Annotated in this window: 12 protein-coding genes; 5 read left to right on the top strand and 7 right to left on the bottom strand. The window is 66.6% G+C overall.

Annotated features, from left to right (window positions below):
* Positions 1–109 precede the first annotated feature (109 nt).
* The 4 genes from choW (at position 110) to J1C47_RS22290 (ending at position 4,199) form a co-directional block, all read left to right on the top strand.
* Entirely contained in the window at positions 110–949 is an 840-nt protein-coding gene (gene choW / locus J1C47_RS22305; RefSeq protein WP_207353021.1) for a choline ABC transporter permease subunit, read from the top strand.
* Entirely contained in the window at positions 946–1,998 is a 1,053-nt protein-coding gene (choV, locus tag J1C47_RS22300) for a choline ABC transporter ATP-binding protein (protein WP_207353020.1), read from the top strand. Before choW ends, choV begins: the two co-directional genes overlap by 4 nt.
* A gap of 181 nt (positions 1,999–2,179) precedes the next feature.
* A complete protein-coding gene (locus tag J1C47_RS22295; protein WP_207353019.1) occupies positions 2,180–3,823 on the top strand; it encodes a peptide chain release factor 3 in 1,644 nt (547 codons plus the stop codon).
* Positions 3,824–3,971: 148 nt separating this feature from the next.
* Complete coding sequence (locus tag J1C47_RS22290) at positions 3,972–4,199, top strand: DUF3072 domain-containing protein (RefSeq protein ID WP_207353018.1); 228 nt, start codon at positions 3,972–3,974, stop codon at positions 4,197–4,199.
* A 378-nt stretch (positions 4,200–4,577) separates the two neighbouring features.
* Here J1C47_RS22290 and rpe read toward each other — a convergent pair whose 3' ends face one another.
* From rpe to J1C47_RS22255, 7 genes are all read right to left on the bottom strand, one after another.
* Positions 4,578–5,264 (bottom strand): ribulose-phosphate 3-epimerase, encoded by a 687-nt coding sequence (gene rpe / locus J1C47_RS22285; RefSeq protein ID WP_207353017.1) that lies wholly within the window; start codon positions 5,262–5,264, stop codon positions 4,578–4,580.
* Positions 5,261–6,316 (bottom strand): CbbX protein, encoded by a 1,056-nt coding sequence (cbbX, locus tag J1C47_RS22280; RefSeq protein WP_207353016.1) that lies wholly within the window; start codon positions 6,314–6,316, stop codon positions 5,261–5,263. Before cbbX ends, rpe begins: the two co-directional genes overlap by 4 nt.
* Positions 6,317–6,676: 360 nt before the next feature.
* The gene (locus J1C47_RS22275; protein WP_207353015.1) at positions 6,677–7,099 is read right to left on the bottom strand and encodes a ribulose bisphosphate carboxylase small subunit; all 423 of its coding nucleotides are present in this window, start codon (positions 7,097–7,099) and stop codon (positions 6,677–6,679) included.
* 31 nt (positions 7,100–7,130) lie between these two features.
* On the bottom strand, positions 7,131–8,588 hold the full coding sequence (locus J1C47_RS22270) for a form I ribulose bisphosphate carboxylase large subunit (RefSeq protein ID WP_207353014.1): 1,458 nt from the start codon (positions 8,586–8,588) through the stop codon (positions 7,131–7,133).
* A 216-nt stretch (positions 8,589–8,804) separates the two neighbouring features.
* The gene (gene tkt / locus J1C47_RS22265) at positions 8,805–10,814 is read right to left on the bottom strand and encodes a transketolase (RefSeq protein ID WP_207353013.1); all 2,010 of its coding nucleotides are present in this window, start codon (positions 10,812–10,814) and stop codon (positions 8,805–8,807) included.
* A gap of 29 nt (positions 10,815–10,843) precedes the next feature.
* Positions 10,844–11,719, bottom strand: coding sequence for a phosphoribulokinase (locus tag J1C47_RS22260; RefSeq protein WP_207353012.1), 876 nt, complete (start codon positions 11,717–11,719; stop codon positions 10,844–10,846).
* A 49-nt stretch (positions 11,720–11,768) separates the two neighbouring features.
* Positions 11,769–12,806 (bottom strand): class 1 fructose-bisphosphatase, encoded by a 1,038-nt coding sequence (locus J1C47_RS22255; RefSeq protein ID WP_207353011.1) that lies wholly within the window; start codon positions 12,804–12,806, stop codon positions 11,769–11,771.
* A gap of 129 nt (positions 12,807–12,935) precedes the next feature.
* On the opposite strand from J1C47_RS22255, the gene J1C47_RS22250 reads away from it, so the two are divergent.
* Positions 12,936–13,883 (top strand): LysR family transcriptional regulator, encoded by a 948-nt coding sequence (locus J1C47_RS22250; protein WP_207353010.1) that lies wholly within the window; start codon positions 12,936–12,938, stop codon positions 13,881–13,883.
* The last annotated feature ends 320 nt before the right edge of the window (positions 13,884–14,203 follow it).

The following is a 14,203-nucleotide window of genomic DNA, read 5'->3' as shown; positions in this document are numbered from 1 at the left end:
GGGGCGGGGGGGCCGCCCCGGCGGGGGCCCCCGGGGGGGGGGGGCGGCCCCCCCCCCCCCCCCCCCCCCCCCCGCCCCGGTATCTTGAGTGAAGAGGATCGAACTCAACGTGGAATGGCTTAGCGCGCACCCCCTGCCCATCGGCCAGGTGGCCGAAGATTTCGTCGACTGGCTGACGGCGAACTTCACCCCCGTCTTCGACGGTCTGACGGCCTTCCTGCAGGCGGTGATCGACGGCATCCTCTTCGTCCTCACCTGGCCGCATCCCTTCGTCGTCGTCGCGGCCTTCTGCCTGATCGCCTGGCTCGCCCGGCGCTCCGTCTTCCCGGTGATCTTCACCCTCCTCGGCTTCCTGCTCATCATCAATCTCGGCTACTGGGAAGCGACGACGCAGACGCTGGCGCTGGTGATCGCGGCGACCGCGACCTGCATGGTCATCGGCGTGCCGGTCGGCATCGCCGCGGCGCGGCGCGAATGGGTCTATACCGTCATCCGGCCGATCCTCGACCTGATGCAGACCATCCCGACCTTCGTCTATCTGATCCCCGCGCTGATCCTCTTCGGCCTCGGCATGGTGCCCGGCCTCGTCGCGACGGTGATCTTCTCGCTGCCCGCCTCGATCCGCCTGACCCGGCTCGGCATCGCCTCCACCCCGACCCAGCTCCTCGAAGCCGGCGACGCCTTCGGCGCGACGCCGATGCAGCGGCTGTTCAAGGTCGAGATCCCCTATGCGCTGCCGCAGATCATGGCGGGCCTCACCCAGACGATCATGCTGTCGCTGTCGATGGTGGTCATCGCCGCGCTCGTCGGCGCGCCCGGTCTCGGCGTTCCGGTGCTGCGCGCGCTCAACGCCATCAATGTCGGCGACGGTTTCGAATCCGGCCTCGCCATCGTGCTTCTGGCGATCATCCTCGATCGCTTCTTCCGGGTCGAGGAGAAAGGCCGGTGACCAAGACCGTCGTATCCTTCGAGAACGTCTCGATCATCTTCGGCCGCAACCGCGACAAGGCGCTGGAACTCGCCGATGCGGGCAAGACCCGCTCGGAAATCCGCGAGGAGACCGGCGCGACGCTCGGCGTCGCCAACGCTGACCTCAAGGTCGCGGAGGGCGAGATCGCCGTCCTGATGGGCCTGTCCGGCTCGGGCAAGTCGACGCTGATCCGCGCCGTCAACGGCCTCGCCCCCGTCGCCCGCGGCCGCGTCGTCATCGACACCGGCCGCGAGCCCGTCGATCCGAAGGACTGCGGCGCCAAGCGGCTGCGCGAACTGCGCCGCCACGAGGTGGCGATGGTGTTCCAGCAGTTCGCGCTTTTGCCCTGGCGCAGCGTCGTCGACAACGTCGCGCTCGGCCTCGAATTCGCCGGCGAGGCGAAGGCCACGCGGCGCGAGCGCGCATTGCGGCAGCTCGAGCTCGTCGGCCTCTCGGACTGGGCGCATTCGCGGGTCGGCGAGCTTTCCGGCGGCATGCAGCAGCGCGTCGGCCTCGCCCGCGCGTTCGCCACCGACGCGCCGATCCTCCTGATGGACGAGCCGTTCTCTGCCCTCGACCCGTTGATCCGCACGCGCCTGCAGGACGAGCTGATCGATCTCCAGCAGAAGCTGAAGAAGACCATCATCTTCGTCAGCCACGATCTCGACGAAGCGTTCAAGATCGGCAACCGCATCGCCATCATGGAAGGCGGGCGGATCGTCCAGATCGGCACCGCCCAGGACATCGTGCTGCGCCCGGCCGACGACTACGTCTCCGACTTCGTCGCCCACATGAACCCGCTGAACGTCCTCACCGCCGGCGACGTCATGAAGCCGGTGACCCGCGAGGACGCCGCGCCCGCCAACGTCGCGGCGATGGCCGATCCCTCGACGCCGCTGAAGCGGGTGATGGAATCGGTGAGCGGCGGGCGGGGTTCGGTCGTCGTCAGCCAGAAGGGCAAGATCCTCGGCCAGATCGGGCCGCAGGAGATCGTCGACGCGCTGCAGCGCCACCAGAGCGAGACCTGAGAGCCGGCGGCGCCCTCCGCGTTCGGCTCGCGGCTCGGGGGGCGCCTTCCGTTTCTTCGAAAATCGTTCCGATTTCGGGCGCGATGCTGTAGACGGCGGGGCAAAACCGCCGGCGGCCGCCGGCGCGGCGGGCGACGTCCGTCGCCGCCGGCCGCTGGAAGACGCACCGGAAAGTGAGCCCATGAGCACCCTCGCAAGCGACGCCGCAACGCGCAGCGACGCCGCGCCGGCCCGGCCGGGCGCGCGGCGCCCCTACGAGACGCGGCGCACCTTCGCGATCATCTCCCACCCCGACGCCGGCAAGACGACGCTGACCGAAAAGCTGCTTTTGTCCGGCGGCGCCATCGAGATGGCCGGCGCCGTCCGCTCCAAGGGCAACGGCCGACGGGCGAAGTCCGACTGGATGGAAATCGAGAAGAACCGCGGCATCTCGGTCACCTCATCGGTGATGACCTTCGAGAAGGAGGGCATCAACTTCAACCTCCTCGACACGCCCGGCCACAGCGACTTTTCCGAGGACACATACCGCACCCTGACGGCGGTCGATTCGGCGATCATGGTGATCGACGCGGCCAAGGGCATCGAGGCGCAGACCAAGAAGCTCTTCGAGATCTGCCGGCTGCGCGACATTCCGATCATCACCTTCGTCAACAAGGTCGACCGCGAGGGCCGCGACCCGTTCGAGATCCTCGACGAGATCGAGGCGGAACTGGCGCTGACCGTCGCGCCGATGGTCTGGCCGGTCGGCCAGGGCGGCCTGTTCAAGGGCTGCTACGATCTCGCGAAGAACGACTTCCTGTTCGCCGGCAGCGACAGGACGCAGCATTATGCCGGCGGGCTCGACGACCCGGCGCTGCGCGCGGCGCTCGGCGAGAGCGCCTATGCGGGCTTCCGCGACGCCGCCGAACTCGCCCAGGAAGGCTATGCGGCCTTCGACCCCGAGGCTTACCGCCAGGGACATCTGACGCCGGTGATCTTCGGCTCGGCGCTGCAGAACTTCGCCGTCGACCGGCTGATGGACTTCATCGCCGAACACGCGCCGGAGCCCCGCCCGCAGCCTTCCGACCGCGGCCCGGTCGATCCGTCGGAGGAAAAGGTCTCGGGCTTCGTCTTCAAGGTCCAGGCCAACATGGACCCCAAGCACCGCGACCGCGTCGCCTTCGTCCGCTTCTGCTCGGGCCATTTCAAGCGCGGCATGAAGCTCGACCACGTGCGCTCCGGCAAGCCGATCGCCGTCTCCAACCCGATCTATTTCGTCGCCCAGGAACGGGCGCTGACCGAGGAGGCCCATGCCGGCGACGTCATCGGCATCCCGAACCACGGCACCCTGCAGGTCGGCGACACGCTGACCGAGGGCGAGAGCTTCCGCTTCACCGGCCTGCCGGCCTTCGCGCCGGAGGTCTTGCGCCGCGTCCGGCTCGCCGACACGATGAAGATGAAGCAGATGCGCCGCGGGCTCGAGGACCTCGCCCAGGAAGGCCTCGTCCAGGTCTTTCGCCCCACCATCGGCTCGGACTTCATCGTCGGCGTCGTCGGCCCGCTGCAGCTCGACGTTCTCGCCGCGCGCATTGCCGGCGAGTACAAGGCCGAGGTTTCCTTCGAGCCGGTGCAGTACAACGTCGCGCGGTGGATCCGCTCGAACGACGAGCGGGCGCTGAAGGAGTTCGTCCGCGAGAACACCCTCAACGTCGTGCGCGACCGCGACGACTGGCCGGTCTATCTCTGCAAGGACGAGTGGGACCTGCGCTATATCATGAGCCGCAACAAGGACATCGCCTTCGACGCGACAAGAGAGATCGTCCAGCAGGGCGACGCGGGGAAATAGGGAGCGAGGCGACGTCGCCGCTGTCCTTCGGCCGTCTGTCGGGCATCTGCCGTCGCCGGCACGCGGGGACGGCAGCCGCGAACCGCGTTCGGAACCATCGGTGCTCCAGAACATTTCAGGAACAACCCTACCGTTCCGGAGATGACCCATGAGTAACGTCGACGCCAAGGCAGATACCGGCTCGAACACCGAGAAGGACCCGGCCGAATGGACCACCGGCGGCGAGCCGATGACCGGCGCGCAGGCTTCCTATCTCAAGACGCTGTGCGAGGAGACCGGCCATCCCTTCGACGAGACCCTCACCAAGGCCGACGCCTCGAAGCTGATCGACCTCCTGCAGGGCGAGAGCAAGCGGATCAGCGACGCCGAAAGCTGAGGACGCCGCGCGATGTCGGAGGGGGCGCGGGATCGTGGCGCTGGTCCACGGGAATTTGTCCGCTGGTGGTCCCGGCTGCCGACAGTCAGAACAGGCAGGCGTCTCCCTTGACACTTCGTCATCCGACCTGAGCAGACAAGCAGGTCCCCTCGACACCTCGTCATGCCTCGCTTGGCCGATAAGCAGGCACCTTTCTGGACACTTCGTCATCCCGGGCTTGACCCGGGATCCATTCCAAATCGTCGACGGCGCAAGGACGGTCGTCAACGCGAGGAATGCCTTTTCTGCACCGATGAGATGCTTTGAGGGCAAAGGAATGGATCCCGGGTCAAGCCCGGGATGACAAGGCGTAAATGGGACGCCAGTCCCTTTAAAGTCTCACGTCCCCCGTGCCGCCGCCTCCGCGGCCGCATCGCGGATCGCCGCGATGTTGCGCTCGTAGTCTTTCGGCGTACCGCCCTTGAAGACCGCCGAGCCGGCGACGAAGGCATTGGCGCCGGCGGCGACCACCTGGCCGACCGTTTCCGGCGCGATGCCGCCGTCGACCTCGATGTCGATCGGCCGGTCGCCGATCATCCTCTTCACGCGTGCGATCTTGTCGCAGACGGCCGGGATGAAGGCCTGACCGCCGAAACCCGGATTGACGGTCATCAGCAGCACGAGGTCGAGCCGGTCGAGGACGTATCGGATGACCTCCTCCGGAGTCGACGGGTTGAGCGCGACGCCGGCCTTCCTGCCGGTCGCCTTGATCGCCTGCAGCGAGCGGTCGAGATGGGTCGTCGCCTCGGCATGGACGGTGATGACGTCGCAGCCGGCCGCCGCGAAGGCCTCGATGTAGGGGTCGCAGGGTTCGATCATCAGGTGGCAGTCGAAGACCTTCGCCGAGGCCCCGCGGATCGCCTTGATGACCGGCGGGCCGAAGGTGATGTTCGGCACGAAATGTCCGTCCATCACGTCGAGATGGATCCAGTCGGCGCCGGCGGCGTCGACCGCGGCGACCTCCTCGCCGAGGCGCGAGAAATCCGAGGAAAGGATCGAGGGGGCGATGACGATCGGGCGGGTCATAGTCGTGTCTCTTCGTCGGCGGAAGCGGCGGGGCCTTGAGCGGCCGTCTGGCCGGGCTTTTGCAGGAAGACGCGGCTTGCGGCAATGTCTTCCGCCGCGATCTCGGACAGGGCGGCGGCGCCGAGAGGCCCCTTTGCCGTCTCGAAAAGCCGGTTGGCCTGGCGGAGCCTTGCCCGGTCGAGGGCGTTGCGGATCGAGCGGGCATTGGCGAAATGCGGCTGCGCCCGCCGCCGTTCGACGTAGCGCGCGAGCACCGGGACGGCCTCCGGCGCGAGGTGGTAGTTCTGCCGCTCCAGCATGCCGACGGCGATCCGGCAGAGTTCCTCGTCCGAATAGTCCGGAAAGTCGATGTGGTGGGCGATGCGCGAGCGAAAGCCGGGGTTGGAGGCGAAGAAGCGGTCCATGCGGTCGGCGTAGCCGGCGAGGATGACGACGAGGTCGTCGCGCTGGTTTTCCATCACCTGCAGGAGGATCTCGATTGCCTCCTGGCCGTAGTCGCGCTCGTTCTCCGGCCGGTAGAGGTAATAGGCCTCGTCGATGAACAGGACGCCGCCCATCGCCTTCTTCAGGATCTCCTTCGTCTTCGGCGCGGTGTGGCCGATATACTGGCCGACGAGGTCGTCGCGGGTCACCGAGACGAGATGGCCCTTGCGGACGTAGCCGAGCCGGTGGAGGAGATCGGCCATCTTCAGGGCGACCGTCGTCTTGCCGGTGCCGGGATTGCCGGTGAAGCTCATGTGCAGCGTCGGCGTCTCGTGGGCGAGGCCGAGCTTGCGCCGGGCCCGCTCGACGAGGAGCAGCGCCGCCGTCTCGCGGATGCGCTTCTTGACGGGCGCAAGGCCGACGAGGTCGCGGTCGAGCTCTTCGAGCACGCCGCGGACGCCGGCGTCTTCGTATTCGCGGCGGAGGTCGACGGTGGTGGGAGGGAGGTCGGAGGCTGCGCCGGTAGCCGGTTTCGCCTGGCCGCCATCGATGGGGGACGCAGCGGCCGTCGGCTTTCCGGCATCGCCTTCCGGCTTGCCGGCCTTGTTCAGCTGATCGAGATAGCTCATCGGATGACCTCCCGTTGAGGATATCGCCCCCACCGCGCACCGAGGCCGCGGTCGTGCTGGCGCGAGCGAAAATGGGAGGGCGCCCTCTCTCCCCTTTGTGGGAGAGAACGTCATTCCAAGGAATTGGGCCGAGCAGAGCGAGGACCAAACCTTGAGAATGACAAGAGAGGGGTTTCACCGGCTGGTCCGCAACGCCGACGTCAAGCGAGTAAGATCACTCGGCCACGTCTGCCACGGAGGCGCAGACGGACACGGTGAAACCCCTCTCTTGCGATTTCTACCGTTTAGCGACTGCGTCGCTAAGCCGATGAAATCGCTTTCTCTCCCTCCAGGGGAGAGAGGGCGCCCTTTTCGTCGGGGTCACACCCCGTAGCGCTCGCCCTCGGGCTTGTCGGTCGCGTATGGCTCCGTCGTGTAGCGCATGTTGCGCCCGGGACCTTCCTGGCGGCGCAGGCGGAAGCCGGGCTCGTCCCTCGGCCGGTTGACCAGGAAGGACAGCTTCACCGATTCCCAGCCATGGCTGGAGTCGAAGGCCGAGAGGCGGATGTAGCGGTCGCCATAGGCCTTCCGGCAGGCGGCGAGCTCCATCATGATGCCGGCGGCGTCGGCGACGTCGAACATCGGCTGGCCCCACATCTCCCAATAGGTGTTCCGGGGATGCGGGTCGTCGGTGTGTTCGAGGTTCACCGCCCAGCCGTTGTCGAGGCAGTACTGCACCTGCCGGGTGATCTGCTCGTCGGAAAGATCGGGCAGGAAGGAAAAGGTGCCTTGCGTGATGCGCATCGTCGTTTCTCCCTGAAGGTCGCTGGCCCGTTCACGCCGCCGTCGCCGTGACGGCGTAGTCCGGCGAATCGGTCGAGGTGTAGTTGAAGGTGACGTCCTTCCAGGTATCGAGCGCGGCTTTGAGCGGCGCGCAGCTCTTTGCCGCCTCGTTGAGGATCTCCGGCCCCTGGCGCACGATGTCGCGCCCCTCGTTGCGAGCGAGGATCATGCATTCGAGCGCCACGCGGTTGGCCGTCGCGCCGGCGGCGATGCCCATCGGATGGCCGATGGTGCCGCCGCCGAACTGCAGCACGACGTCCTCGCCGAGGAGATCGATCAGCTGGTGCATCTGCCCGGCATGGATGCCGCCCGAGGCGACCGGCATCATCTTGTTGAGGGACGCCCAGGGCTGGTCGAAGAAGATGCCGTTTTCCAGCCGCTTCTCGGTGAAGTCGTTACGGCAGATGTCGTAATAGCCGCGGGTCGTCGCCGGATCGCCCTCGAGCTTGCCGACCACCGTGCCGGCATGGATGTGGTCGACGCCGGCGAGCCGCGCCCATTTGGCGATGACCCGGAACGAGACGCCATGGCTCTTCTGCCGCGTATAGGTGGAATGCCCGGCGCGGTGGAGATGCAGGATCATGTTGTTGCGGCGGGCCCATTTCGCCATCGACTGCATCGCCGTCCAGCCGATGACGAGGTCGATCATCACGATGGTCGAGCCGAGCTCGGCCGCGAACTCGGCGCGCTCGTACATGTCCTCCATGGTGGCGGCGGTGACGTTGAGATAGGTGCCCTTGATCTCGCCGGTGGCGGCCTGCGCCTTGTTCACCGCCTCCATGCAGTAGAGGAAGCGTTCGCGCCAATCCATGAAGGGCTGGGAGTTGATGTTCTCGTCGTCCTTGGTGAAGTCGAGCCCGCCCTTCAGCGCCTCGTAGACGACGCGGCCGTAGTTGCGGCCGGAAAGGCCGAGCTTCGGCTTCACCGTCGCCCCGAGCAGCGGCCGGCCGAACTTGTCGAGCCGCTCGCGCTCGACGACGATTCCGGTCGCCGGCCCCTGGAAGGTCTTCACATAGGCGGTCGGCAGCCGCATGTCCTCGAGCCGCAGGCCCTTCAGCGGCTTGAAGCCGAAGACGTTGCCGATGATCGAGGCGGTGAGGTTGGCGATCGAGCCCGGCTCGAACAGGTCGAGGTCGTAGGCGATATAGGCGAAATACTGGCCCTCGGCGTTCGGCACCTGGTCGACCCGGTAGGCCTTCGCCCGGTATTTCTCGGCGGCGGTGAGGCGATCCGTCCAGACGACCGTCCAGGTGGCGGTGGAGCTCTCGCCGGCGACGGCGGCGGCCGCCTCGATCGGGTCGACGCCGTCCTGCGGCGTGATCCGGAAACAGGCGACGAGGTCGGTGTCCTTCGGCTCGTAGTCGGGCTCCCAATAGCCCATCTGCTTGTACTGCATGACGCCGGACTTGTAGCGGTCCTTGCCGGTGACGGTCTGCGTTGCGCTGTCCATTGCACCTTCTCCCTTGGTGGTCGCCCGTCTATCCTCCGATGCCCGTCGGTGGTTCTCCCGCGGGCAGCCGTCTCGGCGTGATCCATGCCATGGCGAAACACCTCCCGTTTCGCGCACGGCCTCCCCTCCCGCGGGAACGGCGATCCCCGCGGCTGTCGGTCCTGCTGCTTCGGACCGGCCGACCCGGCCCGAAGCGAATTTCAGAAATTCACGCGATCAGGGCTTCAGCATCTCGGTGGCGGCCGCGACGACCGCCTCGGCGGTGATGCCGAAATGCTTGTAGACCTCCGGTCCCGGCGCCGAGGCGCCGAAGGAATTCATGCCGATGAACCGGCCCTCCTCGCCGATCCAGCGATCCCAGCCGAGCCGGGCCGCGGCCTCGATGGCGATGCGCGGCGCCGTGCCCAGCACCCCTTTACGATAGGCCGCGTCCTGCTCCTCGAAGAGTTCCCAGCAGGGCATGGAGACCACCGCGACCTTCAGGCCCTTCGCCTCGATCTGCTTTGCCGCTTCGAGCGCGATCGAGACCTCGGTGCCGGTCGACAGGATGGTGATGTCGCGGGCGCCGTCGGCGTCCTTCAGGACATAGGCGCCCTTGCGGGTCCTGTTCTCCGACACCGAGCCGGCGCGGACCGTCGGAACGCCCTGGCGCGACAGCGCCATGACCGACGGCCGCTTGTGCTCGCCGAGGGCGATCTCCCACGCCTCGTTGGTCTCGACCGCGTCGGCCGGCCGGAACAGGAGGAGGTTGGGCGTGGCGCGGTGGATCGCCAGATGCTCGACCGGCTGGTGCGTCGGGCCGTCCTCGCCGAGGCCGATGGAATCGTGGGTCATGACGTAGACCACCCGGATTCCCATCAGCGCCGACAGGCGGATCGCGCCGCGGGCATAGTCGGTGAAGCACATGAAGGTGCCGCCATAGGGCACGAATCCGCCATGCAGCGCGATGCCGTTCATGACGGCGGCCATGCCGTGCTCGCGCACGCCGTAGCGGATGTAGCGGCCGGCATAGTCGCCCGGCGCGATGTCCTTCAGGCCCTTGGTCTTGGTGTTGTTGGAGGGCGTCAGGTCGGCCGAGCCGCCGATCGTCACCTCGGTCGCGCCGTTGATCACCTCGAGCGCCATCTCCGAGGCCTTGCGGGTGGCGACGTTCGGCTTGTCGGTGACGACGTCGGCTCTCGCCTTGGCCATCAGCTCGGCGAGGTTTTCCGGCAGGGTGGTGGCGTATTGCGTCTCGAAGGCGGCGCGGTTCGCCGCGGCGTCGCGCTTCTTTTCCCAGGCTTCGCGCGCTTCGCGGCCCTTGTCGGCGGCCTTGTGCCAGGCGTCGGTGATCGGCTGCGGAATGACGAAGGGTTCGGACGTCCAGCCGATGTTCTTGCGGGTCGCGGCGACCTCGTCCTTGCCCAGCGCGTTGCCGTGCACCTTGTCGGTGCCCTGAAGGTTGGGCGCGCCGTAGCCGATGATGGTGCGGCAGGCGATGAAGGCCGGCTTGTCGCTCCGCCGGGCCTCTTCGATGACCTTCTCGATCGCCGCGTGGTCGTGGCCGTCGACGGCGAAGGTGTTCCAGCCATGCGCCTCGAAGCGCTCGCGCTGGTCGATCGAGGTGGCGAGCTTGGTGTCGCCGTCGATCGAGATGTGGTTGTCGTCGAAGAAGACGATCAGCTTGTCGAGCTTCAGATGGCCGGCGAGATCGATCGCCTCGTGCGAGATGCCCTCCATCAGGCAGCCGTCGCCGCAGAAGACGTAGGTGTAGTGGTCGACGAGATCGTCGCCGAAGCGCTGGTTGAGCATGCGCTCGGCGAGCGCCATGCCGACGGACATGGTGATGCCCTGCCCCAAGGGACCCGTCGTCGCCTCGATGCCGGCGGCATGGCCGTATTCCGGATGGCCGGCCGTGCGGCTGCCGAGCTGGCGGAAGTTCTCGATCTCCTCGATGGTCATTTCCGGAAAGCCGAGGAGATGCATCACCGAGTACTGCAGCATCGAGCCATGGCCGTTCGACAGGACGAAGCGGTCGCGGTTCGGCCAGTCGGGCCGGCTCGGATCGACGCGCAGGAACTTCGAGAACAGCACGGTGGCGACGTCCGCCATGCCCATCGGCATGCCGGGATGGCCGGAATTGGCCTTCTGCACGGCGTCCATGGAGAGGGCGCGGATGGCGTCCGCCATTTCGCGTATCGAGACGCCGGCCATCTCGTGCGGTGCTTTGTCGGCGGTCTGGGACATGATGTCTTCCCTTGGAAACTCGTTCGAGCTCAGGACGCCCGGCGCTTCTTTTCCATCAGCTGGAGGATCAGCGGCGTCAGGATGAGCTGCATTGCGATGTCGAGCTTGTTGCCCGGCGCGACGATCGAATTGGCGCGGGACATGAAGCTCCCGGGGATCATAGACAACAGATACGGAAAATCGATGCCGCGCGGCTTGGCGAAGCGGATGACGATCATCGATTCGTCCGCCGTCGGGATCCACCGGGCGATGAACGGATCGGAGGTGTCGACGATCGGCACGCGCTGGAAGTTGATGTCGGTACGGGCGAACTGCGGGCAGATGTATTTCACGTAGTCGGGCATGCGCCTGAGGATCGTGTCCATCACGGCCTCGGTCGAATAGCCCCGCGTCGCCTTGTCCCGGTGGATCTTCTGGATCCATTCGAGATTGATCACCGGCACGACGCCGATCTTCAGGTCGACCAGCGGGGCGAGGTCGACCGCATCCGTCTTCACGCAGCCGTGCAGCCCCTCGTAGAACAGGAGGTCGCTGTCGTCGTCGAGGGGCGCCCAGTCGGAGAAGGTGCCAGGCGCGGCGCCGTAGACCTGCGCCTCCTCCTCGTCGTGGATGTAGTGGCGCGTCTCGCCCCTGCCCTTGCGGCCGTAGTCCTGGAAGACCTCCTGCAGCTTTTCCAGGACGTTCGCCTCCGGGCTGAAATGCGAGAAGTTGCGGTTTCCCTTCTCGTCCTCCTGCATCACCTTCTCGCGCATCGCCATGCGGTCGAAGCGGTGGAAGGCGTCGCCCTCGATGAAGGCGGCCCGCACGTGTTCGCGGCGGAAGATCTGGTCGAATATCTTCTTCACCGACGTCGTTCCCGCCCCCGAGGAGCCGGTGATGGCGATGATCGGATGCTTGGCGGACATCGTTCCCTCCCGGCCCGGCGCGGCTCCCGACACGCCGGGCAAAATTGCCTCAGGCCCTGAACAGGCTGCGCTTGCCGAACAGCGGCGAGCGCTCCGCCAGCGCCGACGGATCGGCGATGTAGCGGCCGACCCGTTCCACCTCGCGCTTCGAGCCGAAGACCAGCGGCGTGCGGTCGTGCAGGCCTTCCGGCTCGAGGTCGAGGATCGGCGTCGTGCCGTCCGTCGCCCGGCCGCCGGCATGCTCGACGCAGAAGGCGATCGGATTGGCCTCGTAGACCAGCCGCAGCCGACCCTTGGCATATCCCTTCCGGCCGTCGCCGGGATAGAGGAATATGCCGCCGCGCAGGAGGATGCGGTAGCAGTCGGCGACCAGCGAGCCGACCCACCGCATGTTGAAGTCGCGCTCGCGCGGGCCCTCGCTTCCCGCCAGGAGGTCGTCGATGTAGCTGCGGATCGGCTGGTCCCACTGCCGGTAGTTCGATGCGTTGATGGCGAATTCCTTGGCCTTGTCGACGATCGCGATCGAGGTCTTCATCTCGACGAAGCCGCCGAAGGCCGGCGAGAAGATGAAGACATGCGTGCCGTTGCCCATCGACATGACCAGAAGCAACTGCGGCCCGTAGATGAAGAAGCCGGCGCCGAGCTGCCGCGAGCCCTTCTGGCGAAACACCTTCGAGGGGTCGGCACGATGCTCCTCGTCGACCGGGAGGATCGAGAAGATCGTGCCGATCGACACGTTGGTCTCGATATTCGACGAACCGTCGAGCGGATCGATCGCCATCGCCAGCGACGCGTCCGGCTTCAGGGGAACCGCCTCGTCCTGTTCCTCCGAGCCGAAGAAGGCGAGCGGCGAAGCCTCGGCCGCCTCCATGAACAGCCTGTCGGCGACGACGTCGAGCTCCTTCTGGACGTCTCCGCCGGCATTCGTCGCCCCGTGCGCCTGGCCGTGGCCTTCGCCGCCGGCGATGATCTTGTTGCGCAGCTTGACCGCCGCGCCGCAAAGGTTGCGGATCGTGTCGGCGACCTGCCGCTTGACGGGGTCGCTCCCGCATTGAGATCCGAGATGAGCGTCCAGGGACGATGCCATGCCTTCCTCCATCGAGCTGCGAGGTTCTGCGCCCCGCTCGCTCCGTCAAAAGTGAGCATGGGCGTCCTGACCGGGTAAGTAAAATTTATTATCTTTACGCAAGCCGTAAATCAAACTAACTAGGGGGACATGCGCAACCTCACGCTTCGTCAGTTGCGATCGATTCAGGCGATCGCGAGGCACGGAACCATCGCCGCGGCGGCAAGGCAACTAGGGCTGACGGCGCCGGCGGTGACTCTCCAGGTGAAGCAGCTCGAGGAAGAAGCCGGTCTGGCGCTTTTCGACCGGACCAGCGAGGGCATGCGGCTGACGGTGCCCGGCGAGGCCGTGCTCGCGGCGGCCAACGCCATCGAGACCAGCCTGAGGGCCCTCGGCGACGAGATCGATTCGATCAAGGGCGTGCGCTCGGGCAAGATCCATCTCGGCGTCGTCTCGACGGCAAAATATTTCGCGCCCCGGCTGATCGCCGCCTTTAGGCAGAGCCATCCCGAGATCGAGGTGAAACTTCGGGTCGGCAACCGGCGGGACATCGTCGCCGAGCTGAAGGACTACAAGCTCGACGTCGCGCTGATGGGCCGCCCGCCGCTGGAGTTTCCGGTCGAATCGATCTTCTTCGGCGACCATCCGCTGGTCATCATCGCCGAGCCGTCCCACCCGCTGGCGCGCGAGCGTGACATCGGCCGGGAGAAGCTCCTCGCCGAGACGATCATCATCCGCGAACCGGGATCGGGCACGCGCATGGCGCTCGAGGCCTTCTTCGCGTCCGATCTCGACCGGCTCGCCGTGGCGAGCGTCGAGATGGGCTCGAACGAGACGATCAAGCAGGCGGTGATGGCCGGGCTCGGCATCGCCTTCATCTCGGCGCACACAATCGCCTTCGAGGTCGAGATGCGCCGGCTCGCAGTGCTCGACGTCGTCGACATGCCGATCCGCCGGCAGTGGTATGCGGTCTGCCGGCAGGAGCGCATCGCCGCCCCGGCGGAAAAGGCCTTCAAGCAGTTCCTCGTCGAGCGCGGGGCGAAGCACCTGCCGCTGCTCGACCGGCTTTATCCGGCGGAGGCGATCGAGCGGGGGTAGAGGCCCGGCCTCGAGCGAGGCCGGGCATTTTTCGCCGGTCGCTACGCCATACCCCCCTCTGCCTGCCGGCATCTCCCCCGCAAGGGGGGAGATCGGTAGCTGAGAGGACAGCGCCTTTTCGGCACCGACGAGGTCATGTGCCATCGTTCGAAGTCATCCGTGAAGTATCGATAACGGCTTGATAGGGTTTGGCTTTTTGGCTTCGGCAAGGTTTCGATTTTGCAGGAAAGCTGGGTTTTGACACCGGGTTTCTTGCGATTTCGGATTCCCAATTCCGCCGGTTTGTGGTCCGATTCACCTCGCGATCAGCGGAGGGTTCG

Source organism: Jiella sonneratiae, from assembly GCF_017353515.1.
Taxonomy (GTDB): Bacteria; Pseudomonadota; Alphaproteobacteria; order Rhizobiales; family Rhizobiaceae; genus Jiella; species Jiella sonneratiae.
The sequence above is the reverse complement of the archived record's forward strand: the minus strand, read 5'-3'. Positions and strand labels throughout refer to the sequence as shown.

Excerpts from the sequence above, each read along its gene's own strand:
- J1C47_RS22290 (WP_207353018.1), top strand. The coding sequence starts at position 3,972 with ATGAGTAACGTCGACGCCAAGGCAGATACCGGCTCGAACACCGAGAAG.
- J1C47_RS22255 (WP_207353011.1), bottom strand. The coding sequence starts at position 12,806 with ATGGCATCGTCCCTGGACGCTCATCTCGGATCTCAATGCGGGAGCGAC.
- tkt (WP_207353013.1), bottom strand. The coding sequence starts at position 10,814 with ATGTCCCAGACCGCCGACAAAGCACCGCACGAGATGGCCGGCGTCTCG.
- J1C47_RS22295 (WP_207353019.1), top strand. The coding sequence starts at position 2,180 with ATGAGCACCCTCGCAAGCGACGCCGCAACGCGCAGCGACGCCGCGCCG.
- J1C47_RS22250 (WP_207353010.1), top strand. The coding sequence starts at position 12,936 with ATGCGCAACCTCACGCTTCGTCAGTTGCGATCGATTCAGGCGATCGCG.
- rpe (WP_207353017.1), bottom strand. The coding sequence starts at position 5,264 with ATGACCCGCCCGATCGTCATCGCCCCCTCGATCCTTTCCTCGGATTTC.
- J1C47_RS22275 (WP_207353015.1), bottom strand. The coding sequence starts at position 7,099 with ATGCGCATCACGCAAGGCACCTTTTCCTTCCTGCCCGATCTTTCCGAC.
- cbbX (WP_207353016.1), bottom strand. The coding sequence starts at position 6,316 with ATGAGCTATCTCGATCAGCTGAACAAGGCCGGCAAGCCGGAAGGCGAT.
- J1C47_RS22270 (WP_207353014.1), bottom strand. The coding sequence starts at position 8,588 with ATGGACAGCGCAACGCAGACCGTCACCGGCAAGGACCGCTACAAGTCC.
- J1C47_RS22260 (WP_207353012.1), bottom strand. The coding sequence starts at position 11,719 with ATGTCCGCCAAGCATCCGATCATCGCCATCACCGGCTCCTCGGGGGCG.